Origin of the sequence: Streptomyces sp. NPDC032161, assembly GCF_040636995.1 — a bacterium.
Taxonomy (GTDB): domain Bacteria; phylum Actinomycetota; class Actinomycetes; order Streptomycetales; family Streptomycetaceae; genus Streptomyces.
Genome location: NZ_JBEZVN010000002.1, coordinates 79,367 through 103,992, shown reverse-complemented (window position 1 = coordinate 103,992; position 24,626 = coordinate 79,367). Strand labels below are relative to the sequence as shown.

Here is a 24,626-nt window from a genome sequence, read left to right as displayed (position 1 = left end):
GCACCGGGTAACGAACGACCCGGCTTTGCCGTTCCCTTACCTTCACCCGCCTTGACGTACCCGTGACCCTGCTTCCCCGTTCCGCCGCGACGCGAGCCGACCCGCGCCCCGTGCCGTCCGCCGCCCCGTGAGCAGCAGGACCGGAGCCAGCAGCGCCGCCGCACCGGTCAGCGGCAGCAGCACCCGGACGTCCACCAGCGCGATCAGTCCGGCGCCCAGCGCCAGTGCCACCGCGTTCGGCACCATCATCAGCGTGTTCGCGGTGGCCGAGGTCCGGCCCAGCACCGCGTCCGGGGTCTCCCGCTGCACCGCCGTCATCGCGGCGATCAGCACGCACGGCAGGCCGAATCCGATGATCGCGCTGCCCGCCAGCGCCACCGCGTCGTAGGGCAGCGCCCGCAGCGCGATCGCCCCCGCGAACACCACGGTTCCGGCCGCCGCGAACACCCGCTCGTCCATCCGCCGCAGCAGCGGCCCCGCCAGCAGTCCGACGGCGACGGATCCGGCGCCCTGCACCGCGTAGAGCGCGCCCGCGTACGAGGGGGAGTGCCCGAGGGTGTCGATGAAGGCGTAGATCGCCGCCCCGTTGATCCCCGCGCACAGCATCGTCGCCGAACCCGTCAGCACCAGTGGCCGCAGCACCGGGGACCGCCACAGCTCGCGCATCCCGGAACGGCGTTCTGCGTCGCGCCGACGGGCCGCGCCGTCGTCCCCGGCCGGCTCACGCACCGGCAGCAGCGCGCAGATCCCGGCCGCCAGCGCGAACGACATCGCGTCCAGCAGCGCCACCGCACCGCCCCCGAACCGGGTGTACAGCCCCGCACCGGCCAGCGGGGCCAGCAGCTTCATGCCCTCGTTCGCCGTCATCCGCAGCCCGTTGAAATCGCCCAGCAGACGGGCGTCGACGGCCCCGGTGACCAGCGCGGACTCGGCCGCCTCCGTCAGGACGGAGACCGCTCCGTACAGGACGAGCACGACGAAGACGATCCAGACCCGCCCTGCCGAGTCGACCAGGAGGAGCGTGGTCATCAGCCCTGCCATCAGCAGGTTCGCCCAGATCAGCAGAGGCTTCCGGGGGAGCCGGTCGGCGACCGCCCCGAGCACGGGTCCGACCAGCACCGGGAGCCACATCGCGAAGACGGCGAGCGCCGCCAGGCTGGCGGAGCCGGTGAGCGACTTCACCCAGACCCCGGCCGCCAGCCACATCGCGGACGTCCCGAACCCGGAGACGACGACCGCCGTCAGGAACAGCCCCGCCGTACGGTCCCGCAACACCCTCACCGTCGCCGGACCCGGCCTCGTACCCACCACGACAATCCTCCGGAACCCGTTCCTGTGTGACGCGTCCAGGCTGGTGACTGAGGAAGCCCGGGGGCATCGGGAGGATGCCTTATTCCGTACCGGCCGCGCCCGCGGTCCCGGTATCGCCCGTAAGGCGGATGCCCGATACGGCCCCGGCGCGGGCGTGCGCCCGGGGCTTGGGAAAGGAAGCGGAAACGGAATCGGAAGCGGAGGCGGCACGGGCGGAGCGAGAGCGGGGAGGAGAAGGGGGGAAACCGCGCCGGGACCGGCGTACGCACCGCCCTGCCGACCCCGCCCCTCCCTGCCGGCCCGCCCGGCTGTCAGCGCGCCAGGGCGGCCTTCATCATCTTCTGGGCGATCGGCGCGGCCAGGCCGTTGCCGCTGACCTCCGAGCGGGCCGCGCCCGAGTCCTCGACGATCACCGCGACCGCGACCTCCTTGTCGCTGGTCCGGTCCTTCGCGTACGAGGTGAACCAGGCGTACGGCGTCCTGCTGTTGCCCACACCGTTCTGCGCGGTCCCCGTCTTGCCGCCGACCTCGGCCCCGGCGATCCGGGCGTTGCTGCCCGTGCCCTCCTCGACGACCGTCACCATCGCGCTGCGCAGCTGCTCGGCGGTGGACTTCGAGACCACCCGCTTCGTGTCCCCGTCGGCGTACTCCTGCAGGGTGTCGCCGTCGGCGTCCATCACCTTCGACACCATGTGCGGCGCGGCGAGTTCGCCGCCGTTGGCGAGGGTGGCCGACACCATGGCGATCTGCAACGGCGTCGCGGTCACCTCGAACTGCCCGATGCCCGACAACGCGGTCTGCGCCTTGTCCATGCCGGACGGGTAGACGCTCTCGTAGGCGCGCACCGGCACGTCGAGCTTCTCGTCGTTGAAGCCGAACTTCTCAGCCATCGCCCTGACCTTGTCCTGGCCGAGATCGACGGCCATCTTCCCGAAGACGTTGTTGCAGGAGTACTGGAGCGCGGTGCGCAGCGTGGCGTTCTCGCAGGGGGCGGAGGCGTTCTCGTTCTCCAGGTCCCTGCTGCTGCCGGGCAGGCGGTACGGATTCGGGCTGTCCGTGCGCTCGTCGACGGAGTCGTACAGTCCGTCCTCCAGCGCCGCGGCGGCCACCACCAGCTTGAACGTCGAACCGGGCGCCAGCGGCTGCCGCAGCGCCCGGTTGACCAGTGGCTTGTCCTTGTCGTGCAGCAGTTCCTGCCAGGCGTCGCCGTCCGTCGTCCCGCTGATCGTCGACGGATCGTAGGACGGGGTGGAGACCATGCCCAGGATCTGCCCGGTGCCCGGGTCGATCGCGACCGCCGCGCCCTTGTCGTCGCCGAGCGCCTCGTACGCGGCCTTCTGCACATCGGGGTCGATCGTGGTCAGGACGTCGCCCGGGGCCGCTTGCTCGTTGGTCAACGCGTCCAGCGGGTTCTTCAGCCGGTCGTCGGTGCCGTCGAGCACATGGCTGTAGATCCCTTCGAGCTGCGTGGTGCCGAAAGCCTGCGAGCTGTAGCCGGTGACGGCCGAGTAGAGCGCGCCCTGGGTGTAGGTGCGTTTGTACGCGAGGTCGCTGTCCACCGTCCTCTTCGAGCCGGTGACCGGTTTCCCGGCCACGATGATGTCGCCGAGCGGCTGCGCGTACTGCGCGATGATCTTCCGCCGGTTGTGGTCGTCGTCTGCGAGTGCCTGTGCCTGATACGCCTGCAGCCAGGTCGCCCGCACCAGCAGGGCGAGGACCAGGAGCAGACAGAAGACCGAGGTCCGCCTGATGGTCTTGTTCATCCCGCAGGAGGACGTGCGGGGTATCGCGCGTCGTTCCAGGTCGCGCCGATTCTCACCGATTCCTCATGAACGGTGCGACCAGGTCGGAACGGGCACGACGGGGCGGGGCAGGACGGTACGCATGCGACCGGAGCCGGACCCCCCCGACCGGGACCTGCACGGGGCACACACGACGGAACCGCACGGGGCGCGGGGCCGCACACGAACGGAGCGGGCACGATCCGGCCCGTGGGGAAAGCCCGGCTCACAGCCTCCGGGTGGCGAGGGCGAGCCGGTCCCGCGCGTCGAACAGCGCGTCCTTCACCATCTGCTCGTGCGCGGGCGTGAGCCGGGCGACCGGAACCGAGCAACTGATGGCGTCGCGCGCCGGGGTGCGGTACGGGACGGCGACACCGAAGCAGCGCAGGCCGAGGGTGTTCTCCTCGCGGTCCACCGCGTACCCCCGCTCGCGTACGGCGTGCAGCTCCTCGATGAGCCTCTCGCGGTCGGTGATGGTGTGCCCGGTCGGCGCGGGCAGCGTTTCCGGCAGCATCTCGCGGACCTGCTCGTCGCTGTGGGTGGCCAGGAGCGCCTTGCCGAGCGCGGTGGAGTGGGCGGGCTGCCGTCGGCCGACCCGGGTGAACGGACGCAGATGGTGCTGGGACTGCCGGGTCGCCAGGTACACCACGTCCGTGCCGTCGAGGCGGGCCAGGTGAATGGTCTCCGTGGTGTCGTCGGCCAGCCGGTCCAGGGTCGGCCGGGCGGCAGCGACGACCTCGTCGCCGTCGATGTACGAGGTGCCGACCAGCAGGGCCCGTACGCCGATCCCGTACCGGGTGTCCGTCGCGTCGGTCTCCACCCAGCCCAGCTCCACGAGCGTGCGCAACAGCATGTAGAGGCTGGACTTGGGGTAGCCGACGGCCTCCTGCACCGTGGCGAGCGAGTGCATGCCGGGCCGTCCGGCGAAGTACTCCAGCAGTTCCACCGTGCGCACGGCGGACTTGACCTGTGCCCCACCCGATTCGGCGGCAGACATCGTTCCGCACCCCTCCCCGTCCCACGCCGTCCGTCCGCTGACGAGCCCCGTGGCTTCCCGCCCCGGCGCCTTCGGCCCCGGCCTCTCCGGAATCCGGGGGCTCCTTGGCCGTACGGCTCCTTGCCAACTCCCGAAGCCCGGAAATAGAGTCGGCCATATTCAAGATCGCGAACTGTGTTCAGAATACCGAACGAATTCTGATGTGTGGCAGCGGAGCGGAAGGAATCACGGTGGCAGCAGCACCCGTCCTGAGCGTCGACCCCCGCACCGGCAACCCGCGCGAGCAGGTTGCGGTGGAGGCATCGTCGGAGGAGGTCGACCGCGCCGTCCGGGCCGCCCACGCCGTACGCGGCACCCTCGCCGACCGTGCCGTACGCGCCGCCTTCCTGCGCACCGCGGCCGACCTGCTGACCGAGGCGGGGGAGCGCGTCATCGAGGCCGCCGACGCGGAGACCGCGCTCGGCCCGGCCCGGCTCACCGGCGAACTCGCCCGGACCGCCGCCCAGTTGAGGGCGTTCGCGGAGGTCGCCGACGAGGGCGCCTACCTCGACATCCGCATCGACCACGAGGACGCCACCCAAACCCCGCCATGGCCCGACCTGCGCCGCTACAAGGTTCCGCTCGGGGTGGTCGCCGTGTACGCGGCGAGCAACTTCCCGCTCGCCTTCTCCGTCCCCGGCGGTGACACCGCGAGCGCGCTGGCCGCCGGCTGCCCCGTTGTCGTCAAGGCGCACCCGGACCACCCCGCCACCGCCGAACTCTGCGCCTCCGTACTGCGCCGGGCGGCCGCACGGGCCGGACTGCCCGAGGACGTGCTGGTCCTGGTGCACGGCTTCGACGCGGGCCTCGAACTGATCAGGCACCCGCTGGTGGCCGCCGCCGGATTCACCGGCTCGGTACGCGGCGGACGCGCCCTGCACGACGCGGCGGCCGCCCGCCCCGTCCCCATCCCCTTCCACGGCGAACTGGGCTCCCTCAACCCCGTGGTCGTCACCGAGGCCGCCGCCGCCGAGCGCGGCGAGCGGATCGGTGCCGGGCTCGCGGGCTCGATGACCCTGGGCCTGGGCCAGTTCTGCACCAAGCCAGGACTCGTCCTGGCCCCGGCCGGGGAGAGCGGCGACCGGCTCCTGAAGGCGCTCACCGACGCGGTCAGCGGCAGCGAGGCCGGGGCCCTGCTCGACCACCGGATGCGCGACGCCTTCCTCTCAGGGGTGGGCGAACGGGCCGCGCTCCCCGGTGTCGAGGCCCCGGTCATCCCCGGCGCGGGCGGCGACCACACCGTCGCACCCGGCTTCCTCACCGTTCCGGCACACCTCCTCGCCGCCGACGGCCCGCACGACGCGCTCCTGGAGGAGTGCTTCGGGCCGGTCACGGTCGTCGCCCGCTACACCTCCGACGACGAGATCGACGCCGTCCTCTCCCGCCTCCCCGGCAACCTCACGGCCACCCTCCACACCGCCACCGACGGGCCCGACACCGACGCCCCCGCCCTCCTCGCGGCCCTCACCCCGCTGGCCGGGCGCGTCCTCGTCAACGGCTGGCCGACCGGCGTCGCCGTCGCCCCCGCCCAGCACCACGGCGGCCCCTACCCGGCCACCACATCCACATCCACCTCGGTCGGCGCCACCGCGATCGAACGCTGGCTGCGCCCGCTCACGTACCAGTCGACCCCCGACGCGCTCCTCCCGCCGGAACTCCGCGAGGGCAACCCGCTGAACCTGCCCCGCAGTGTGGACGGCCGCCGCGCGTGACCCTCGCCGTCCCGCCCGGCGGACGACGATGCGGAACCAACGACCGGGCGATGCGGGAGGTCGGGCTCAGATGGCAAGCCTGATCAGTGCCCAGAGAACGATGAGGTCCAGCGTCATCACGCTGATGGCCCATAGCGGGTAGTACGGGATGAACATGAACTGGGTGACCAGGCTGATGGCGGCGAGCCCGATACCGGCCGAACGACCCCAGCTCATGGCCCGCAGCACTCCGAAACCACCGACCAGCAGGGCGATTCCCACGATCAGATGGATCCAGCCCCAGGTGGTGAGGTCGAAGCGGTACTCGTAGTGCAGCGGTACGCCGTACAGCCTGTCGCGGGCGATGCCGGTGATGCCCTGGAGCACGCTCAGCACCCCGCTGAGGACCAGCGCCACGCCGACGAACATCGCCGGTCCGGCCACCCGTCCGCCGTCCCGGGAGCCCGTCGTGTCCTGTCGCACACCACTGGGCATGCTCGCCATGGCTGTCACCTTTCGTCGCCGGCGCGGTCGTCGCCGCACACCGTGGTGCGGAAGCGGAACCCGGCCGCGCTTCCGCCACGTTCACAGCGTGAACCCGCGACCACCGCGTGGCGACCGCACCAGGCCAGCCGAGTGACCCGGCCGCCCGGCCCCGTCGGCCGACGAGCCTGCCGCGCCCTGCCATGGCGTCCTCGGACGCCGGACTCACCTCAGTGGGGGCGCGAGGGTGGCAGTTTTCTGTCGGGACGGGGACGCCGGGGCGTGCTCACTTCGCCGCGTATCGCACGAAGTGCGTCCAGGCGGTCGGGGTGAGGGTGAGGTGGGAGCGGGCGGTGTCCTTCGAGTCGCGGACGAGGACGGCCTGTTCGGCGACGGATACCTCGACGCACTCGCCGCCCTCGTTGGAGCTGTGACTGCTCTTGAACCACGAGTCGTCTGCCGGGCGCTGAACCCGGATGTCGGGCTTCATCGGTCTTTCAGCAACCTTTCGATCAGAGCCAAGGACTCACGCGGTGTGAGCGCCTGCGATCGGATGCACCCGTATCGTGCGGCCAGAATACGAACTTCCTCCGGGTCGGTGATCAACCGGCTGATGTTCTGTACCTCAAGGTAGCCGACCTGTGGTTTACGTGTCGGAGTGAGGAGGATGAACGGGCCACCGAGGCCCGCGTGTTCGGGCCGGTCCAACGGCATGACCTGAAGCTCCACGTTTCGCAAACCGCCGAGCCTGACCAGCTCTTGGAGCTGCTCCTCGTGAACGTCCCATTCACCGATGGGGCGTCGGAGGATCGCTTCCTCGACGACGCAACTCACCATTGGGGCGGGGCGCTTCGTCAGGACGGTCTGTCGAGCCAGGCGGGACGTCACCCGCTGTTCGATGAGCTCGTCGTCCAGCAGGGGCTTGCGCATGGCGTACAGGGCACGTGTGTGCGCCTCGGTCTGAAACAGGCCAGGCACCGTGTGATTGCTGTAGTAGCAAAGCTCGACAGCGTCCGCCTCCAGCCTCGCGTAATCCTTGAACCACGCCGGATGCTTCACGCGTGCCCGCGCCTTCGCGCGCTTCACGTCCTCCATCGTGGACCGGAGCAGTCCGCCCGCGCTCAGCAAGTCGTCGGCCGCGTCCAGGAATTCGGGCTGTGGCGTTCTGCGTCCGCGTTCCAGCGAACGGATCAGCTCCTCGCTGTACCCGAGGCGTTCGCCCAGCTCCCGCTGTGTGAGGCCGGCCCGTTCGCGCAGCAGCCGGACTTGACGGCCGACCACACGGAACAGGTCCGCGGCTTCCTCCGAGTCGTCGCTGCCGTCGATCGCGCCGTCCAACTCCATCGTGCTGCCCGCCTTCGTCGCTCATCGGCCCACCGTGCCCGTCACAGCCCATCCCTTCGTCACGGGGGACGGGCGGTACCGGTCGCCGTGCGTACCGGTACATGCACGCTGCGTACCGTCGTCGTTGCTGGTCAGCGTACGGCCGCTCGACCACGCTGAGTGGCGTGACGAGTGAATCCGTACAGATCGATGCCCCGCAACCAGCGGCATCCGCACAGCAGTTCACGCAGTTGTTCAGTGCCACGCGCCGAGGTGCCCGCCTGGCCCGGTTGCTCGCGGTGGAGCAGTTGGCGGCGTGGGGATGGCCGCGTGACGGGGAGCGCACCGACGCTGCCGCGCTCGTCGTCGCCGAACTGGCGGCGAACGCGGCCGTGCACGGGAGGCTGGAGGGGCGGGGGTTCCGTCTCGGGCTGGCCATGCTGCCGAACGGCCGGCTGCGGATCGAGGTCACCGACCCGCGCGGTGAACGCGACCTCTCCGCCGTGCCCCGGGAGGCGGACGAAGGCGGGCGAGGGCTGATCATCGTCGAGGCGCTCGCCGCGGACTGGGGCGTGGACCCGTGCCCACCGTCCGGGAAGACGGTATGGGCCGAGGTCCGTGCCGTGACCACCGGGGCGCGGGGGCAGGCCCTCAGTGTTTGAGCATCGCCATGAGGTCACGCATGTCACTGATCATGGCCGAGTGGTAGGCGGACACTTTGGGCACCTCCGGTTCGTCGTCGGTGGGCTGTTCGTGCGAGCCGTCGTCCATGTACTGGGTGGAGATGTAGAGATTCAGGGAGAAGACCGCGCCGCCCTCCCGCACCCGGAGTTCCGAGGATCCGTCGTCAGCGGTCAGCAGGTAGGCCCGTTCGCCGAGATTCGGCACCGTCTCCAGCTTCACTTCCGGGTCGATGCCCGTGTCGGTCACCCGTCGTAGGGCTTCGAACTCGGCTCCGGGGTCCGACTCCTTGTGCAGCGACACCGTGATTCCGACGCCGTACCCGATCGACCAGCCCTTGCCGGGCTCGTCGGCCGCGCCCGTCGGCCTGAGCGAGATGAAACACCGCGCCTGGTCGAGGGCGGCATGGTTCAGAAGCCGTGGTCCGGGATCGGCCTTCTCTCTCGGTCCGATCGCCGCGCCCATCGACTTCAGCCGCAGGGACGGGCAAGGGTCCTTGTCCAGCCGGTACCCGTGCAAGTCCGGTCTCCGGTCGCCGAGTCCGTACTGGAAGAACGCCCCGGCCCAGAGGACAGTGGCCATGACGGCCCCGCCCAGCGCCCACAGCCACGGTCGGTGCTTCCCGGATCCCCCGGCGGGTTCGCTTCCGAAACCGTCCATCACCTCGCGGGAGGCGGTGGGGGCGAAGTCGCCCGTCATCTCCGGCTCGGAAATCATCAGGCTCCCCCTCGATCGTGACCTTCGTCCCCGTTGGATCACATCACGCACCCTGCGTTCGCGCAGGTGTTTGGAGCCCTCTGTCCGTGCCGTGATGGTTCAGGCGCCGATGAGGCTGTTGAGTTGTGGGGGCGAGCGCACGAAGGCCATGCCTGTGCGGCCCGGGAGAGATCGCTTGGGCCGGGGCGCCCGGAGGTTCCTGCCGCGCGTCGCGTCGTCGTAGTGGTCCAGGCCGCCCCGGCCCTTCGCTTCCTGGAAGCACCCCGGAACGGTCGTGATCCCCCCGTCCGATCAGGGGCGTGGCGTTCTGGTCGTCGGCGGCTGCTCGATGCCGCAGTACCGACATTTGGTGGCAGCGGCCGGCAGATCCTCGGACAGGCAGGCCGGGCACGTCTTGACAGGCCCCGGCTCTTCGAAGACCACCACACCGTGCCGCGCCGAATATCGCTTGTACGGTACGACGATGAGGAAGTAGACGACGGCCATGAAGATGATGAAGTAGATGACTGCCGAGATGAAGGAACCGATATCGAGATACGTAGCCTTGTTGCCCGCCTGGCCGAGTTGCCACCCCAATCCGACTGAACGGCCGCCCTGAGCGCGCGCAATAATGGGATTGATCACGGAATCGGTGAACGCCTTGATCAAGGTACTGAAGGCCAATGCGACAATGAGGCCTACAGCTACGACGACGACATCGCCGCGCATCATGAAGTTCTTGAACCCCTTGAGCATTTTCGGCTCCTCGCGACTGGGCCCCCGGTCTGGACCGGGCAGCACGCTACATTCCTCGGCGTGCATTGAGTATTACGGCGCAGGCGCGGGAGGATTTCTTCCCTCGACTGCCGAACTCCTTCGGCGGCCAGTACATCAATCGGGTGAATATCCGCATCTGAGGAACGAACAGTTCGTGTCATTCACCCGCGTCAGTCAAAAGGCGGCGGCAAGTGGGCACCTCACGGCACAACGCGGCCACTGCCGACGCGACGACACGAGCCTGTAGCCCGACAACGCGTCGGCCGACAGGGCCCGCGTCGCGACGGCTGCGCCGAGGCGCGCGGGGTGCCCGTGCCTCGCACTGGCCGGTTCGTGTTCCGGGAATGCGCGGGGCCGTCGTGGTGTTCGTCCCGGTGCGCGGAGAAGTGCTTCGCGCTGCCCGGCCCCGGCCACCGGACCCCGGATTCCGGGGGCCGGACCCCAGCCCCCGACTCCCGGAGAGAAGAAGACATGCGCGTCGAGATCTGGAGCGACATCGCCTGCCCCTGGTGCTACATCGGCAAGGCCCGCTTCGAGAAGGGCCTGGCGGGGTTCGCCCACCGTGATCAGGTCGAGGTCGTGCACCGGTCCTTCGAGCTCGACCCCGGACACGCCAAGGGCGACACCGTGCAGGTGGTCGACATGCTGGCGCGGAAGTACGGTCGCACCCCCGACGAGGCGCGGGCCATGGAGGAGAACGTCGCGGCCAACGCCCGGGCCGAGGGGCTCGGCTACCTCACCGAGGGGCGCGACCACGGCAATACCTTCGACATCCACCGGCTGCTCCACCTGGCCAAGGCCCGCGGTCGCCAGGACGAGCTGCTGACCCTCGCCTACCGGGCGAACTTCGCCGAGGAGCGTTCCGTCTACGACGCCGATGTGCTGGTCGAGCTGGCCGTCGAGGCCGGACTCGACGCGGACGAGGCGCGGGCCGTGCTCGCCGATCCGGAGGCCTACGCCGACGAGGTGCGGGCGGACGAGCGGGAGGCGTCCGAGCTGGGGGCCAACGCGGTGCCGTTCTTCGTGCTCGACCGGCGGTACGGGGTCTCCGGCGGTCAGCCCGCCGAGGTCTTCGCGCAGGCGCTCGAACAGGCGTGGAAGGACCGGCCGCTGACCGCGATCGGCGGGGACGCCGCGGCCTGCGACGCCGACGGCGCCTGCGAGGTCCCGCAGAACGGCGGCGGCGCCTCCTGAGTCCCGGCAATCCCGGCAGTTCGGGTGCGTGGGCGGCAGTCCCGGCCGTCCCGGCGTGGGCGGCGGACCCGGGCCGCGTCTGTGTGGCGAGCGTGGACGGGGGAGTGTCGTTCTGGATTCCCTCTGATCGTCGGCGATCTTCGCTGATCGTCAGTGATTGACGGGCGTTCAAGTCGGCTTCAGGCTGGACGCATGGAGACTGATTCGCTCAGCCGTGTGGCGGAAGACCAGTTCGCTCCGGAGACCACGTACCTCAACACCGCCAGCTGCGGCCTGCTGCCCCGCCGTGCGGTGGAGGCCGTGAAGAAGCTCGTCGACGAACTCGCCACGGGGCGCAGGGTCGGTTCCGGCGACTTCGAGGCGGTGGAGGCGGCCCGGGCCGGATTCGCCCGCCTCGTCGGGGTCGACGCCGACCGGGTGGCCACCGGCGGTTCCGTCTCCGTGCACGTCGGGCTGATCGCGGCCTCGCTCCCGGCGGGGGCCGAAGTCCTCGCACCCGAGGGGGAGTTCAGCTCCATCGTCACCCCGTTCGCGGTCCGTGGCGACCTGCGGGTGCGGTACGTGCCGCTGGAGGCGCTGGCCGATGCGGTGCGGCCCGGGACCGCGCTCGTCGCCTTCTCCTCCGTGCAGTCCGCCGACGGCCGGATCGCCGACCTCGACGCGGTGCGGAAGGCGGCGGCGGCCCATGGCGCCCGGACCCTGCTCGACGCCACCCAGTCGGCCGGCTGGCTCCCGCTGGACGCCGGGGCGTACGACTACGTCGTCGTCGGCGGCTTCAAGTTCCTGCTCGGTCCGCGGGGCACTTCGTTCCTCACCGTCACCGAGGAGGCTCAGCGCACCCTCCCGGCCCTCTTCGCCGCGTGGGCCGCCTCCGACGACCCCTGGAACAGCACGTACGGCCCGGTTCTGCGGCTCTCGCGGAGCGCCCGCCGCTACGACGAACCGCTGTCCTTCCTCTCGTACCACGGGGCCGAGCACTCCCTCGCCCTTTTGGGCGAGGTCGGTGTCGACGTCGTCCATGCGCACGTCACGGGGCTCGCGGCCCGCTTCCGGGAGGGGCTCGCCGGGCTGGGGCACGAGGCGGTGCCCGGGGAGTCGGCCATCGTGGCCGTGCCCGGACTCGGCGGACGGGCGGCCGAGCTGGCGCGGGCCGGGGTGGTGGTCTCGGACCGGGCGGGGAGTCTGCGCGCGGCCTTCCACCTGTACAACACGCAGGCCGACGCGGACCGGGCCCTGGACGTGCTCGCGCGCTGAGTCCGCGAGGGCGACCGGGCCGTGCTCGCGTCCCCGGTTCGGCAGGGGACAGCGGCGCCCGGGGCAGTCCGCGGACCCCGCGGCCTCCCGGCAGAGGTTCTCCTCAACGCGCACACGGACGGACCGACCGGGCCGGACGACCACCCGCTGGTCGACGACGGGACCGCCGACGTCATCTCCTACGGCGCGCTGTTCATCGCCAACCCGGACCTGCCCGCCCGGCTGAGGGCCAACGGCCCGTTCAACACCCCCGACCCGTCCACCTTCTTCGGCAGGGACACCAATCGATACGTCGACTACCCGGCGCTGGACACCGTCCGGTCCTGACGGCCGCGAGAGGGCGGCACCCGGTTGCGTGAACGGGCCCGCCACGACGGCGGACCGCCGCGTCACCCGTACCGTCCCGGAGCCGGTCCGGCCCCATGGCCGCCGGACCGGCGCGGGCGCCGTCGCGCGCTCCCGCACCGGGCGGGCGCCGACCGGATCCGCCGCACGCGCCTTCGACCCCGCGGTGTTAAAAAGGGCAATGTGGTCAGTCGTCGCGGCCGATTCCGGAGCGCTCAGCTTCGGTCACTCGTGGGCAAGCACCCCCGGAGCCTCGCGGGCCAGGTCTTCGCCCTTCAGGTGGCCGTGGTCGTGCTCCTGGTGGCCGCCGCGATGCTGGCGCTCGTCGTGGGTTCCCGGTACGACAGCGAGACCGAGGCGAGGCGCCGCTGCATCGCCGTCGCGCAGACGTTCGCGCACGCACCGGGCCTCCCGGCCGCGCTGCGCGACCCCAACCCCTCCCGGGTGCTCCAGCCGCTCGCCGAGGCGGGGCGGAAGGCGGCGGACGTCGACTTCATCGTCGTGACGGACACGCAGGGGATCCGCTACACGCATCCCCGGCCGGAACTGATCGGGAAGCGGATCGTCGGCGACATCGGACCGCCGCTGGCCGGCCAGGTGTACACCGAGAGCGTCAACGGCCCGCTCGGCCGCGAGGTGCAGGCGATCGTCCCCGTCCGCGATCCCGCGCACAAGGTCGTGGGCCTGGTGGCCGCCGGGATGAAGGCCGAGAACGTGGCCGGAGCGGTCACGCGCCAGATCCCGATCATCCTGGGCGCGGGCGCGACCGCGCTCACCATGGCCACGGCCGGGACGGCGCTGGTGGCCAGGCGGCTGCGGCGGCAGACCCACCGGCTCGGCCCGGCCGAGATGACCCGAATGTACGAGCACCACGACGCGGTGCTGCACTCCGTGCGCGAGGGCGTGCTCATCGTCGGCAACGACGGCCGGCTGCTGCTGGCCAACGACGAGGCCAGACGGCTGCTGGACCTGCCGCTCGACGCCGAGGGGCGGCACATCTCGCAGGTGCCCGGTCTCGACCCCGGCATGGCAGCACTGCTGACCTCGGGGCGCACGGCCACGGACGAGGTGCACCTCGTGGGGGACAGGCTGCTCGCGGTGAACCAGCGGACCACGGACCGTCACGGCGGACCCAAGGGGACGGTCGCGACCCTGCGTGACTCCACGGAACTGCGGGCGTTGTCCGGCAGGGCGGAGAGCGCCCGCGAGCGGCTGCGGCTGCTGTACGACGCCGGCCTCGGCATCGGAACCAGCCTCGACGTGGTGAGCACGGCCGAGGAGCTGACCGAGGTCGCGGTCCCCCGGCTGGCCGACTTCGCCACCGTCGACCTGGCCGACCCGGTCCTGCGGGGGGACGAGCCGACCGGTACGGACGCGGACATGCGCCGCACCGCCGTCCACGGCATCCGGGACGACCACCCCCTCTACCGCCCCGGCCGCCTGACCAGCTTCCTCCCCTCCACCCCGCAGGCACGGGCCTTCGCCACCGGCCGGCCGGAGCTGGTGCCCGACCTGTCCGCCGCGCCCGGCTGGCTCGCCCAGGACCCGGAGCTGACCCGGAGGATCGTCGATTACGGCATCCACTCCCTGATCACGGTGCCCCTCCAGGCACGGGGCGTCATCCTGGGCATGGCCAACTTCTGGCGCTCCGGGAAGCCCGAGCCGTTCGACGAGGACGATCTGTCCCTGGCCGAGGAACTGGTCGCCCGGGCGGCCGTCAGCATCGACAACGCCCGCCGCTACACCCGTGAGCACGTCATGGCCGTGACGCTGCAGCGCAGCCTGCTCCCGCGGGCCCTGCCCGAACAGAGCGCGCTCGATGTCGCCCATCGCTACCTGCCCGCGATCTCCGGGGTGAGCGGCGACTGGTTCGACGTGATCCCGCTCCCGGGCAGCCGGGTGGCGCTGGTCGTCGGGGACGTCGTCGGCCACGGCCTGCACGCGGCCGCCACGATGGGACGGCTGCGTACGGCCGTGCACAACTTCTCCACCCTCGACCTGCCGCCCGACGAGATCCTCGGCCACCTCGACGACCTGGTCGCGCGCATCGACCAGGAGGAGGCGGAGACCGCCGTCGGCGCGGGCGTCATGGGAGCCACCTGCCTCTACGTGATCTACGACCCCGTCTCCCACCACTGCGCCGTGGCGCGGGCCGGGCATCCCCCGCCCGCCCTGGTCCGGCCCGACGGCGACGTCTCCTTCCCCGATCTGCCGGCCGGCCCGCCCCTGGGCCTGGGCGGCATGCCCTTCGAGACCGCGGAACTGACGGTTGCGGAGGGCACCCAGTTCGTCCTCTACACCGACGGGCTCATCGAGGACCGGACCCGGGACATCGACGTGGGGATCGAACTGCTGCGCCAAGCCCTGGCGGGCCACCCCGGCCGGTCGCCGGAGGACAGCTGCCAGGCGGTGCTCGACGCGCTCCTGCCCAGTCGGCCGAAGGACGACGTGGCGCTGCTCATCGCCCGGACGCGGGCGATCCCGCCCGACCGCGTCGCCGACTGGGACGTACCGTTCGACCCCGCCGCGGTGGCGGGGATGCGCGCCGCCGCGGCCCGGAAGCTCGACGACTGGGGCCTGCCCGCGCTCGCGTTCCCGATGGAGCTGGTCCTCAGCGAGTTGATCACCAACGCCATCCGCTACGGCTCCGCGCCGGTCACCGTACGACTGCTGTACGACCGCACCCTGACCTGCGAGGTGGCCGACGCCAGCAGCACCTCGCCCCATCTGCGCGACGCCGCTCTGATGGACGAAGGAGGCCGTGGCCTGTTCCTCGTCGCCAGAGTGGCCGAACGCTGGGGCACCCGTTACACCCCGCAGGGAAAGGTCATCTGGGCGGAGCTGTCGCTGCCCCGGGCCGGCGGGGGCGCGGACGGCACGGCGTGGCTGGACGTCCTCGGCGCGGGGCTCTGACCGCCGCGCCGACGGGCCCCGAGGGGGCGCGCCTTCCCGCCACGGGCGCGCTGCCGTACCGCCCTCGGAACTGACCCGAGCCCGATTGGCGCGAGACCTTCCGCAGCGTGAGCGATCCGAAACAGGAATCGGTGAACTCCCGCTGCCGTGCGGTCGCCTCGCGCGAATGGCAGCGCGTCGTCCCTGTGCTGAAACTCGCGGTTGGACTCGGTGAGGTAGACACCACTGTCCTTAGGGACTACCGCATTTCTGCCGCGCGGATCGACCAGTGCGAACGGAAGCTATCCGAAAACGGCTCGCTCGTCCGGGGCGAGCGTGGATGGCAGAAGAACGGCGCTACCACCATCGCAGGCCAGTACCGGGCGCAACTCGCATGGAACGTACGGGAGTTGGGCCTTTCGCCAAGCGCCCGCCGCCATCACGGCCCCCGAGCCCGACCATGACGACTCGGACGTCTGGGACTGACCCGCAGCACCACAGAGCCCCCGCGCTCGTCACCCACCAGGGCGACGGGTGCGGGGTTCCTGCGTTCTCAGGTGTACGCGGACCATTCAGTCTCCCTTTGGGAATGCCTTCAATCCCTGGTAAGCCTCTCGCAGGTCGGATGCTTCCGGAAGCTGTCGCCGCTCCACGGCCCTCACGACCTCAAGCGCGCGCCAGTGATTCGACGGAACGATACGGCCGGAAAGTATGGCCCGCTGTGCTGCGTTGCACGCCTCGTCCAGTCGGTCGCCGCCAAGCAATGCCAGCGCCAAGTCAATATTCGCTGAAGCCACTCGACGTGGCCATTTCTCCACGTCATCAACGGGTGCCAGTCTGGCGATTACCTGACGGGCGTAGTCCTCCGCTGCGGAATCTCCGATCCATGCAAGGGTTGTCGCCGTATAGGCCAGCGCCTTACCCGGATCGTATTGGTAGTGATGTTCAGTGCCCTTGCGTGGGGACATCGCAGACGACATTCGTTGAACTCTGTCTATGGCCGCGTATGTTTCGGGCCCCTCTCCGAGCCGCGCTCTCGCCCGCCCCTCTTGCGCCGTCGCCTGGATTGCAGCGGAGGTTCCGGCCGGTGCCAATTCCTGTGCGGTCAGGGAGAGTTCTAGCGCGAGGGAATAGTCGCCATCCGTGAGCACTCGCCAAGCATCTGTCTCATAACACCACGCCTCAATTTCGCGGTGCTCTGCGTGCTGCGCGAGGGTGGCCGCAGTCTGCAATCGGGCCGTCGCGGCGTGCTCCTGGTCTAGGTCAATGTGCAACGTGGCGCCCAAAAGTTGGAACCAGCCTCCGACCACATAAAGGTGGCGCTGTTCCGCAAGCGTCATGCGTGCATCCATGAGGTGAGCCACATACGCAGAATGCTTGCGTACTCTTTCGAGCAAGTCTTGCGGGGGAGACACGGGGTATTTCATAGCCAGTTCATCGAACGCAACTTCGAGACGATTTAATGTCTCCCTTGGGTGCGCTCACTGCGACAACATCGCCATGGAGCGCGACCGGGCGAGGCGAACGGCGACGGGACAAGCAGAGCGACTGCAACGTCAGGATGACTCGCCACCTCGCGGACGCTCACGGATGACCGGACCCGCAGTGCGCCCGCAGCAGCCTCGTACGCGGCCTCTCCCGCCGCCGGATCTGGTCAGCCTCGTGGACGATCCCCATGGGCCGTACGCGGACTCTCCGGCCGGCTGGTGGGACCAGTACGGCGGGGCGGTCAGCGCTACCGGCGTGGTCTAACTGCCGGGTCCGACGCACCCCACGAACGCCCGTCACCACGACTGCCCCAACTGCGTACCGCTCTGGGGGAACTCGTGAAACATGCACGCCGGTTCGGATGGTCCGTGTTCGTCTCCACCGTCGCCGCGCTGGCCACGGCGATTCCGACGCTGGCGGCTACCGGTCGCCTCTGATCCCCCGTCCCCCTCACGGTGCCGCACAGCTCCCCCCGTGCTGATTGCGCAGGCCCCCGAGGGGGACGGGCTCCAACTCCACCCCCGGTGATTCCTCAATGGACGGTCGAGTCATCGGGGGTGGGCCAAGATCCCGCCCCGGTGGTGGAAACCCTGGACAGGTCGAGCGGCCGGGGCGGGCTCGCGGAAGCCTGGGCGTGACCTGCACCCCACGGCATAGGTTGAGCCAGCATCGCAAGCGCTGGACACGCTTGCCTTATCGAAAGGGTGCATATGAAGCGAATCATTGCCCGGATGTGGAAGCTCATCCGCGGCCCGCTGCAATGGCGCGTTCTGTGGTTCGCGCACGCCAAATTCATGGTCGGCGTCACGGGCATTGTGCGAAATGAGGCGGGAGAAGTCTTGCTTCTGAAACACCGAATGTGGCCCGCTGACCGCCCGTGGGGTCTTCCTACCGGATACGCCATCAAGAGTGAGGAATTCCCGAAGACCATCGTTCGGGAGGTCCGGGAAGAAACGGGCCTTGACGTGGTGCCGGGGCGGCTCGTTCAGGTAACCAGCGGCTACAAACTCCGCGTGGAGATCGCGTATGAGGCTCTGCACGTGGGTGGAACGCTCAAGATCGACGGCTTCGAGATTCTGGAGGCGAAGTGGTTCAGCCCGGACATGCTCCCGGAGGGGATGCAAGAGTCTCACATTCAGCTCATCAAGTCGGGGTCCCCGACTTAACGGAACTCGCGCCGAACGAGTCGGTCACGGGAGCGCGGGCAATGGCGGCCCTTGCCGTCATGCGTGCCGATGCGTCCCAGCTCACGGGAAGGCACCCCGCCCACGTGTTCCGCCCGCTTTCGGAAATACTCAGCCGATGGGCGGCGGACGGTATCGACACCACGCCTTTCCACGCTGGTGTGGGGGATTCCAAGCGCCGGTACGCGGGCTATGGGCTGTCGCGGATGCTGCCGCTCGACCGCGTGTTGGTCGGTTGCGATTCCTCGCGCGCCGGGGCCTTTGGCGGATTCCACCACCCGGACCAGGGTTACCGGCATCTCCAAATGGTCGCCGTCATCACCATGCACGGCCCCATGGAACGGCGAAATCCCGAGCACCCCGCCCTGGCGCTGCTCGACCTGCTGCGCGCGTACGCCCATGACTGCCTTCATTACGGATCGCGTCGGCGGTACGTGGAAGTGGCAGGCTTGCCCGTCCGCACCCAGTACGGAATCAACTACCGCCGCGCAACCGGACAGTCCTACTCGGTTGCCGACGAACGCGGAAGCCGCCACACGCGGAACCTGGGAATCGTCATGGAGGGCGCGTGCGACAGGGAAGCGCGCTCCATCACCTGGAAGACCGCTGAACGGTTTGGCATCACAGAACCCTCAGACGTTCTCGGCGCACTCGCTTTCCGGGACGTGACAGGAACGCTCACCGAAGAGGACAGCCGGCGAGCGGTGGACGTGCCGGAAAGCGCGGAGCGGACGCAATACGCCGCAGCGCTCCGGAACTACGAAATAGGCGTGAACCGCCGGTACTTGCGTTTCCTCGGGGAGTTCGCCCCGGGGGAGGAATACGAGTGCCACACGCGCTTGCTCGCGGCCATCATCAGCGGCGACACGACGACGCTCGGGGCATGGCTCGACGACCGCCACCGCCCTGGCACGTTCGCGGGTCTGTTCCGGACGCCGGGCTACTTCGAGCCCATGACCGCGTAAGCGGTCGCCTGGTCGGCCCCGTCCGTGCCTGACCGCACGGCGGGCGGTGTCCCGCGCCACGCCCCATCGCTGGATCAACGCGGACTCCGAGGGGATCGGGCGGTCCACGGCGAGAGTGCCCGACTTGATATCCCGGATGATCTCCGCCGCGATCTGCTGATACAGCGGTGCAGGGGCTTCGTAGTCAATGCTCGGACTCATAGGGGAAGCGTGGACAACCGGACACGGCGGGGCCCGTTTCCGTACGTGGGTAGACCCGTGATCATCGGCGAAGTGCAGAGCAACAGCGGGGCAGGGTTCACGCACTGGGCGTGCGCCGACCACGCCCGCCAGTACCCGCAGCGCGCACAGTGGAACGAGCTTCCCGCGATGCGCTGGACCCCTCGGCGCTGACCACGCAGACAACAAAACGCCCCGTGCGGCCAAGGGCGGATTCCAGAGGTCGTCGCAACACGTGATCACTGACGTGTGGTGGCGAGCAGTTCAGACAGACGCTCGGCTGGGGTTTCCCAGCCGAGCGTTTTGCGTGGTCGGCTGTTGAGTTCGGCCGCGACGGCTCCATCGAATTGCGCGCGGGGCGGGGGCGTTCGCGCCCCCGCCCCTGTCCGGCCCGCCGGGGGCGTCACCCCACCGGCGTGAAGTCCCGTGCCCCGATGAACTCCGGACGCCGCGCCGGTGCCGCGAACGGCTCCTCGGCGGCGTTCTCCACGCTGTTGAAGACGATGAACACGTTGCTGCGCGGATACGGGGTGATGTTGTCGCCCGAGCCGTGCATGCAGTTGCAGTCGAACCAGGTCGCCGAGCCCGCCGGTCCCGTGAAGAGCTTGATGCCGTGCAGGTCGGCCAGCCCGGTCAGCGCCTCGTCGGACGGGGTGCCGGCGTCCTGCATGCGCAGGGACTGCTTGTAGTTGTCCTGCGGGGTCGCGCCGGCGCAGCCGAGGAACGACCTGTGCGAACCGGGCATGATCATCAGCCCGCCGTTGGTGTCGTGGTTCTCGGTCAGCGCGATCGACACGGACACCGTCCGCATGCGCGGCAGACCGTCCTCGGCGTGCCAGGTCTCGAAGTCCGAGTGCCAGTAGAACCCCGATGCGCCGAATCCCGGCTTCACGTTGATCCGGGACTGGTGGACGTACACGTCCGAGCCGAGGATCTGACGGGCCCGGCCCACCACCCGCTCGTCGGCGACCAGCCGGGCGAAGACCTCGCTGATCCGGTGGACCTCGAAGACCGACCGGACCTTCTGCGACTTCGGTTCGATCACCGAGCGCTCGTCGGCGCGCACCGCGGGGTCGGCGATCAGCCGGTCCAGCTCGGCGCGGCAGGTGGCGACCTCGTCGGGGGCGATAAGCCGGTCCACGGAGAGGAAGCCGTCGCGGTCGAAGTCCTGGAGGTCCTTCACGGCGATCGGCCCCGGGGTGCCGGGCGCGGACCAGACGACCGGGTCCTGCCGGGGGGTGACCATCTCGGCCGTGCCGCGCGTGGGGTAGAGGTCGGGGCGTGCGCCGGTGCGTACGGCCGTGCGTGTGTCGGTGGTCATGGGGTTCAGCCCTCCTCGGTCAGGAGCGGGTAGACGCCGTTCTCGTCGTGTTCCTCCCGTCCGGTGACCGGCGGGTTGAAGACGCAGACGCAGCGGAAGTCGGTCTTCGGCCGCATGGTGTGGCGCTCGTGGCCGTCCAGCAGGTACATCGTGCCGGGGGTGATCCAGTGCTTCTCACCGGTCTCCTCGTCGGTGAGTTCGGCCTCGCCCTCGACGCACAGGACGGCCTCGATGTGGTTCGCGTACCACATGGTCGTCTCGGTGCCCGCGTACATGATGGTCTCGTGGAGGGAGAAGCCGACCTTCTCCTGCGCCAGCACGATGCGCTTGCTCTCCCAGGTGCCGGAAGCGGCCTTCACGTGCCGGTCGGTGTTCTCGATGTCGCTGAAGGATCGGACGATCACGGTGGATGGGTCGCCTTTCTCTGTTCTCTGTTCTCTGTGCTCGGTTCTCTGTGCGGCGCCGCCCGGTGCGGGACTCGTCCTCGCGGCCGGGCCGGGGAACTGCGGGACGGTGCGGGCCGGTCCGGTACGGGGCGGGATCCGACGCGTCCCGTACCGGTGCGGCCCGGGGTCAGGCCGTCTCGCGGATCGCGCGGGCCAGTGTGCGCAGCCCCTCGTCCAGTTCCTCGGGAGTGACGGTCAGCGGCGGCAGCAGCTTCACGACCTCGCTCTGCGGACCGGAGGTCTCGACCAGGAGGCCCAGTTCGAACGCGCGGGCGCAGACCGCGGCGGCGCGCGAGGGGTCGGTGAACTCCACCCCCCAGACCAGACCGCGGCCCCGGTACCGCGCCCCGAGCCCGGCGTGTTCGTCGCAGATCGCGAGGAGCGCCTGTTCGACCTGCTCGCCCCGGGCCAGGGTCTGCTTCTCCGTCTGGCCGTCCGCCCAGTAGGCGTCCAGCGCGGCGGCGGCCGTGACGAACGCCGGGTTGTTGCCGCGGAACGTGCCGTTGTGCTCGCCCGGCCCCCAGATGTCCAGCTCCGGCCTGAACAGGCAGAGCGACATGGGCAGTCCGTAGCCGCTGATGGACTTCGACAGGGTGACGATGTCGGGGACGATGCCGGCCTCCTCGAACGAGAAGAAGGCCCCCGTGCGCCCGCACCCCATCTGGATGTCGTCGACGATCAGCAGCATGTCGCGGCGCCGGCACAGGTCGGCGAGCGCTCGCAGCCACTCGGCGCGCGCCACGTTGATGCCGCCCTCGCCCTGTACCGTCTCGACGATCACGGCGGCGGGCTGGTTGAGACCCGACCCCTGGTCCTCCAGGAGCCGCTCGAACCAGAGGAAGTCGGGCACCCGGCCGTCGAGGTAGTTGTCGAACGGCATCGGGGTCCCGTGCACCAGCGGGATGCCGGCCCCGGCCCGCTTGAACGCGTTGCCGGTGACGGCCAGGGAGCCCAGCGACATGCCGTGGAACGCGTTGGTGAACGAGACGATCGACTCGCGCCCCTTCACCTTGCGGGCCAGCTTCAGCGCCGCCTCGACCGCGTTGGTGCCGGTGGGGCCGGGGAACATCACCTTGTACGGGAGGTCGCGCGGGCGCAGCACATGGTGCTGGAAGGACTCCAGGAAGGCGCGTTTCGCGGTGGTGGCCATGTCGAGGCCGTGGGTGATCCCGTCGCGCTCGACGTAGTCGATCAACGCGCGTTTCAGCACGGGGTTGTTGTGGCCGTAGTTGAGGGATCCCGCGCCGGCGAAGAAGTCGAGGTAGTCGTGGCCGTCCTCGTCGGTCAGACGGGAGCCCTGCGCACGGTCGAACACCGCGGGCCAGCCGCGGCAGTAGCTCCGTACCTCCGACTCCAGGGTCTCGAAGACGCTCAGCGCGGGCGGGGTGATGGTCACAGGGGGTTCTCCTGCTTGAGGGGGGTGACGGGTGGCGTCATGCGTTCCGGATCGCTCAGGAGGGGAACGGGCCGATGCGGTACAGGACTTCGGGCAGATGCGTTCCCTCGGGGAACAGCTCGCCGTCGAAGAGCACCTCGCGCTCCAGGGCGACCGCGTGGCGTCGTGCGTACGAGGTGAACAGCCGGTCCGACGCGGAGTTGTCCGGGGTGATGGTCGTCTCGACACGGGACAGGCTCAGCGCGTCGGCGACCTGCGAGGTCAGCGCGTCCAGCAGCCTTCCCGCCAGTCCGGATCCGCGGTGGGCGCGGTCGACGGCCACCTGCCAGACGACGAGCGTCCCGGGGCGGTCCGGCCGGAGGTAGCCCGTCACGAAGGCGACGGGCTCGCCGGAACCGTCGCGGGCCACCACGGAGGTGGCGGCGAAGTCACGGCACCACAGCAGGTAGCTGTACGAGGAGTTGAGGTCCAGGACCTCGGAGTCGCGGGCGATGCGCCAGATCGCGGCCCCGTCCTCCACTCGTGGGGTGTCGATGGTGAGGAATTCGCTTCGGGCACGTGCAAAATCTGCTGGTGCGGCGGTCATGCAAATTGAATTTACCCAGCAAATTCTCAAATTGCATCGACGTGAGGGGTTGGACAGGAAGATCGCCTGTGTTATCAGGCGGGCGCGCGCACTGGCGCGACCGGGCTGCGCTTTCCACCGTTTTGAGGTCATTTTGTCCGGCATAACGGTCGCGCTGTGGAGTCGGTCACAAGGTCGTAACTCTCGGATCACGCAACGGAATTGTGTGGATCGGCGCCGGGAGAAGTCCCTGGGAAGTCGGGTGTTTAGGGTCGAGGAAAGCGGGCAGAAGAATGCGGGGAGCTGCCCTGGATAAAGCAGCTCCCCGCATTTATTGAATATCGCGTGAACGGCGCGTATTTATGCGCTCGGCCAGGTTTCCGAAACGGCCTTGCGGGCAGTTTCGAAGTCGACCTGCCGGCCCGTGTCGGCCAGCGCCGCCCCCAGGGCCGCGAGCGAGGACTGCACCGCGCCCCGCGTCGCGTCCACACCGTAGTGATTGACCCGGATCATCTCCTTGGACAACGCACCCCCGCCCGCGATCAGCGGCAGCGAAGGATCGGCCGCCAGCGCCCGGGCGACCAGCTCCGCCGCGTCCGTCCCCTCGGGCGCGCGCAGGGTCGTCGCGACCGGCGCCGCGTCCCTCGCCTCGTGGACGTACGGCGTCAGCCCGCCGCCGAGCGCCAGCGCGCCCGCGCGCGTCGCCGCGGCGGCCGAGGCGTGCCGGGCCATCAGCGCGTCCAGCCCCTCGCCGTCGATGCGGTCCACGCACGCCTCCAGGGCCAGCATCTCCAGCTGGGCGGGGGCGTGCAGCAGTGCCTTGCGGCCACCGTCGATCCAGCGCTCCTTCCAGTCCAGGAGCGAGAGGTACGAGCGGCGCGGGGCCCTCGGGTTGGCCGCGATCCGCTCCCAGGCGCGCCCGCTCACCGACACCGCCGACACCCCGGCCGGGCCGCCCATCGCCTTCTGGGCGCCGATCACGCAGAGGTCGACGCCCCATGCGTCGGGCAGCAGCGGCTCGGCGCCCACCGAGGCGACGGCGTCCAGCATGAACAGCGCCCCGTGCGCGCGGACGACCTCGCCGATCTCCGCGACCGGGTTGGTGTTGCCCGTCGCCGCCTCGGCGTGGACCAGGGAGACGAAGTCGATCTCCGGGTGCTCGTCCAGCGCCCGCGCGACCTGGTCGGCGGTGACCGCGGTGTGGAACGGGACCACCAGGTCGACGACCTCGGCGCCGCAGTCCCGCAGCCAGTTCCCGAAGGTCTTCCCGTACGGACCGGTGACGACGTTCAGCGCGGTCGAACCGGGCCGGGCGCCGCCCCGGATGCAGCCTTCGAGCGGGAGCAGCGCCTCGCCCTGCATGATGACGACGTCCTGCTCGGTGGTCAGGAGGCCGGCCACCCGCTGCTCGATGGCCGCGAAGCGCGCGGCGGTGAGCGGGGCGAGGTCGAGGAACGGGTGCGTCACGGTGGTGCTCTCTTCGGATCGGGGGCCGTGCGCGGCGGTGCCGTGAACGGACGGGGCTACCGTCGAAGCGTACCGAGGGGCCTGGAAGGGGGCTCGTACAGTGCTGTTCAT

Annotated in this window: 22 protein-coding genes and 2 pseudogenes; 9 read left to right on the top strand and 15 right to left on the bottom strand. The window is 70.1% G+C overall.

Annotated elements, in window-relative coordinates; genetic code table 11:
• Positions 1-42: 42 nt before the first annotated feature.
• From AB0E67_RS06275 to AB0E67_RS06265, 3 genes are all read right to left on the bottom strand, one after another.
• Positions 43-1,281, bottom strand: a complete 1,239-nt coding sequence (locus AB0E67_RS06275; protein WP_362023502.1) for an MFS transporter — start codon at positions 1,279-1,281, stop codon at positions 43-45.
• Positions 1,282-1,622: 341 nt separating this feature from the next.
• Positions 1,623-3,074: a penicillin-binding transpeptidase domain-containing protein gene (locus AB0E67_RS06270; protein WP_362021716.1), complete on the bottom strand. Its 1,452-nt coding sequence runs from the start codon at positions 3,072-3,074 to the stop codon at positions 1,623-1,625.
• Positions 3,075-3,318: 244 nt separating this feature from the next.
• Positions 3,319-4,089 carry an IclR family transcriptional regulator gene (locus tag AB0E67_RS06265; RefSeq protein ID WP_362021713.1) on the bottom strand — a complete coding sequence of 257 codons (771 nt, stop codon included), beginning with the start codon at positions 4,087-4,089 and terminating at the stop codon, positions 3,319-3,321.
• Positions 4,090-4,319: 230 nt separating this feature from the next.
• On the opposite strand from AB0E67_RS06265, the gene AB0E67_RS06260 reads away from it, so the two are divergent.
• Entirely contained in the window at positions 4,320-5,840 is a 1,521-nt protein-coding gene (locus tag AB0E67_RS06260) for an aldehyde dehydrogenase (NADP(+)) (RefSeq protein ID WP_362021710.1), read from the top strand.
• A gap of 66 nt (positions 5,841-5,906) precedes the next feature.
• Here AB0E67_RS06260 and AB0E67_RS06255 read toward each other — a convergent pair whose 3' ends face one another.
• The 3 genes from AB0E67_RS06255 to AB0E67_RS06245 all read right to left on the bottom strand — a co-directional run bounded on the left by AB0E67_RS06255 (position 5,907) and on the right by AB0E67_RS06245 (position 7,646).
• Positions 5,907-6,323: a hypothetical protein gene (locus tag AB0E67_RS06255; protein ID WP_362021707.1), complete on the bottom strand. Its 417-nt coding sequence runs from the start codon at positions 6,321-6,323 to the stop codon at positions 5,907-5,909.
• A 265-nt stretch (positions 6,324-6,588) separates the two neighbouring features.
• The gene (locus tag AB0E67_RS06250; protein ID WP_362021704.1) at positions 6,589-6,792 is read right to left on the bottom strand and encodes a DUF397 domain-containing protein; all 204 of its coding nucleotides are present in this window, start codon (positions 6,790-6,792) and stop codon (positions 6,589-6,591) included.
• The gene (locus AB0E67_RS06245; protein ID WP_362021702.1) at positions 6,789-7,646 is read right to left on the bottom strand and encodes a helix-turn-helix transcriptional regulator; all 858 of its coding nucleotides are present in this window, start codon (positions 7,644-7,646) and stop codon (positions 6,789-6,791) included. The genes AB0E67_RS06250 and AB0E67_RS06245 overlap by 4 nt, the downstream gene beginning before the upstream one ends.
• 164 nt (positions 7,647-7,810) lie before the next feature.
• Here AB0E67_RS06245 and AB0E67_RS06240 point away from each other — a divergent pair, with 164 nt between their 5' ends.
• The gene (locus AB0E67_RS06240) at positions 7,811-8,287 is read left to right on the top strand and encodes an ATP-binding protein (RefSeq protein WP_362021700.1); all 477 of its coding nucleotides are present in this window, start codon (positions 7,811-7,813) and stop codon (positions 8,285-8,287) included.
• On the opposite strand, the gene AB0E67_RS06235 is transcribed toward AB0E67_RS06240, so the two are convergent.
• Positions 8,277-9,023 carry a hypothetical protein gene (locus AB0E67_RS06235; RefSeq protein WP_362021698.1) on the bottom strand — a complete coding sequence of 249 codons (747 nt, stop codon included), beginning with the start codon at positions 9,021-9,023 and terminating at the stop codon, positions 8,277-8,279. The two genes, AB0E67_RS06240 and AB0E67_RS06235, sit on opposite strands and share 11 nt — an antisense overlap.
• Positions 9,024-9,314: 291 nt before the next feature.
• A complete protein-coding gene (locus tag AB0E67_RS06230; protein ID WP_362021696.1) occupies positions 9,315-9,758 on the bottom strand; it encodes an MscL family protein in 444 nt (147 codons plus the stop codon).
• Between the two features lie 492 nt (positions 9,759-10,250).
• On the opposite strand from AB0E67_RS06230, the gene AB0E67_RS06225 reads away from it, so the two are divergent.
• The 5 genes and pseudogenes from AB0E67_RS06225 to AB0E67_RS06205 all read left to right on the top strand — a co-directional run bounded on the left by AB0E67_RS06225 (position 10,251) and on the right by AB0E67_RS06205 (position 15,928).
• On the top strand, positions 10,251-10,973 hold the full coding sequence (locus AB0E67_RS06225; protein ID WP_362021693.1) for a DsbA family oxidoreductase: 723 nt from the start codon (positions 10,251-10,253) through the stop codon (positions 10,971-10,973).
• Positions 10,974-11,165: 192 nt separating this feature from the next.
• A complete protein-coding gene (locus tag AB0E67_RS06220) occupies positions 11,166-12,227 on the top strand; it encodes an aminotransferase class V-fold PLP-dependent enzyme (RefSeq protein ID WP_362021691.1) in 1,062 nt (353 codons plus the stop codon).
• A 96-nt stretch (positions 12,228-12,323) separates the two neighbouring features.
• A pseudogene (locus AB0E67_RS06215) lies at positions 12,324-12,554 on the top strand (alkene reductase); the annotation flags it as partial.
• A 201-nt stretch (positions 12,555-12,755) separates the two neighbouring features.
• Entirely contained in the window at positions 12,756-15,485 is a 2,730-nt protein-coding gene (locus AB0E67_RS06210; protein WP_362021688.1) for a SpoIIE family protein phosphatase, read from the top strand.
• Between the two features lie 107 nt (positions 15,486-15,592).
• The gene (locus AB0E67_RS06205; protein WP_362021685.1) at positions 15,593-15,928 is read left to right on the top strand and encodes a P27 family phage terminase small subunit; all 336 of its coding nucleotides are present in this window, start codon (positions 15,593-15,595) and stop codon (positions 15,926-15,928) included.
• A 108-nt stretch (positions 15,929-16,036) separates the two neighbouring features.
• Here the strand turns inward: AB0E67_RS06205 and AB0E67_RS06200 are convergent, their stop codons facing one another.
• The gene (locus tag AB0E67_RS06200) at positions 16,037-16,804 is read right to left on the bottom strand and encodes a hypothetical protein (RefSeq protein ID WP_362021682.1); all 768 of its coding nucleotides are present in this window, start codon (positions 16,802-16,804) and stop codon (positions 16,037-16,039) included.
• A gap of 858 nt (positions 16,805-17,662) precedes the next feature.
• Here AB0E67_RS06200 and AB0E67_RS06195 point away from each other — a divergent pair.
• On the top strand, positions 17,663-18,118 hold the full coding sequence (locus tag AB0E67_RS06195) for an NUDIX domain-containing protein (RefSeq protein WP_362021679.1): 456 nt from the start codon (positions 17,663-17,665) through the stop codon (positions 18,116-18,118).
• A 41-nt stretch (positions 18,119-18,159) separates the two neighbouring features.
• Entirely contained in the window at positions 18,160-19,101 is a 942-nt protein-coding gene (locus tag AB0E67_RS06190; protein ID WP_362021676.1) for a hypothetical protein, read from the top strand.
• Positions 19,102-19,140: 39 nt separating this feature from the next.
• Here the strand turns inward: AB0E67_RS06190 and AB0E67_RS06185 are convergent.
• The 6 genes and pseudogenes from AB0E67_RS06185 to AB0E67_RS06160 form a co-directional block, all read right to left on the bottom strand.
• Positions 19,141-19,302, bottom strand: a pseudogene (locus tag AB0E67_RS06185) (GntR family transcriptional regulator); the annotation flags it as partial.
• A 421-nt stretch (positions 19,303-19,723) separates the two neighbouring features.
• Positions 19,724-20,641, bottom strand: coding sequence for an ectoine hydroxylase (gene thpD, locus AB0E67_RS06180; protein WP_362021673.1), 918 nt, complete (start codon positions 20,639-20,641; stop codon positions 19,724-19,726).
• 5 nt (positions 20,642-20,646) lie between these two features.
• Entirely contained in the window at positions 20,647-21,045 is a 399-nt protein-coding gene (locus AB0E67_RS06175) for an ectoine synthase (RefSeq protein ID WP_351518293.1), read from the bottom strand.
• Positions 21,046-21,214: 169 nt separating this feature from the next.
• Positions 21,215-22,483, bottom strand: coding sequence for a diaminobutyrate--2-oxoglutarate transaminase (gene ectB, locus AB0E67_RS06170; protein WP_351518291.1), 1,269 nt, complete (start codon positions 22,481-22,483; stop codon positions 21,215-21,217).
• A gap of 55 nt (positions 22,484-22,538) precedes the next feature.
• Complete coding sequence (gene ectA, locus AB0E67_RS06165; protein ID WP_362021670.1) at positions 22,539-23,069, bottom strand: diaminobutyrate acetyltransferase; 531 nt, start codon at positions 23,067-23,069, stop codon at positions 22,539-22,541.
• A gap of 339 nt (positions 23,070-23,408) precedes the next feature.
• Positions 23,409-24,515, bottom strand: a complete 1,107-nt coding sequence (locus AB0E67_RS06160) for an aminotransferase class V-fold PLP-dependent enzyme (protein ID WP_362021666.1) — start codon at positions 24,513-24,515, stop codon at positions 23,409-23,411.
• Between the last annotated feature and the right edge of the window lie 111 nt (positions 24,516-24,626).

Bases quoted from the DNA above. Each gene is read 5' to 3' on its own strand.
- AB0E67_RS06270 (WP_362021716.1), bottom strand. From the start codon at position 3,074: ATGAACAAGACCATCAGGCGGACCTCGGTCTTCTGTCTGCTCCTGGTC.
- AB0E67_RS06265 (WP_362021713.1), bottom strand. From the start codon at position 4,089: ATGTCTGCCGCCGAATCGGGTGGGGCACAGGTCAAGTCCGCCGTGCGC.
- AB0E67_RS06255 (WP_362021707.1), bottom strand. From the start codon at position 6,323: ATGGCGAGCATGCCCAGTGGTGTGCGACAGGACACGACGGGCTCCCGG.
- AB0E67_RS06250 (WP_362021704.1), bottom strand. From the start codon at position 6,792: ATGAAGCCCGACATCCGGGTTCAGCGCCCGGCAGACGACTCGTGGTTC.
- AB0E67_RS06245 (WP_362021702.1), bottom strand. From the start codon at position 7,646: ATGGAGTTGGACGGCGCGATCGACGGCAGCGACGACTCGGAGGAAGCC.
- AB0E67_RS06235 (WP_362021698.1), bottom strand. From the start codon at position 9,023: ATGATTTCCGAGCCGGAGATGACGGGCGACTTCGCCCCCACCGCCTCC.
- AB0E67_RS06230 (WP_362021696.1), bottom strand. From the start codon at position 9,758: ATGCTCAAGGGGTTCAAGAACTTCATGATGCGCGGCGATGTCGTCGTC.
- AB0E67_RS06225 (WP_362021693.1), top strand. From the start codon at position 10,251: ATGCGCGTCGAGATCTGGAGCGACATCGCCTGCCCCTGGTGCTACATC.
- AB0E67_RS06220 (WP_362021691.1), top strand. From the start codon at position 11,166: ATGGAGACTGATTCGCTCAGCCGTGTGGCGGAAGACCAGTTCGCTCCG.
- AB0E67_RS06200 (WP_362021682.1), bottom strand. From the start codon at position 16,804: ATGACGCTTGCGGAACAGCGCCACCTTTATGTGGTCGGAGGCTGGTTC.
- AB0E67_RS06195 (WP_362021679.1), top strand. From the start codon at position 17,663: ATGAAGCGAATCATTGCCCGGATGTGGAAGCTCATCCGCGGCCCGCTG.
- AB0E67_RS06190 (WP_362021676.1), top strand. From the start codon at position 18,160: ATGGCGGCCCTTGCCGTCATGCGTGCCGATGCGTCCCAGCTCACGGGA.
- thpD (WP_362021673.1), bottom strand. From the start codon at position 20,641: ATGACCACCGACACACGCACGGCCGTACGCACCGGCGCACGCCCCGAC.
- ectA (WP_362021670.1), bottom strand. From the start codon at position 23,069: ATGACCGCCGCACCAGCAGATTTTGCACGTGCCCGAAGCGAATTCCTC.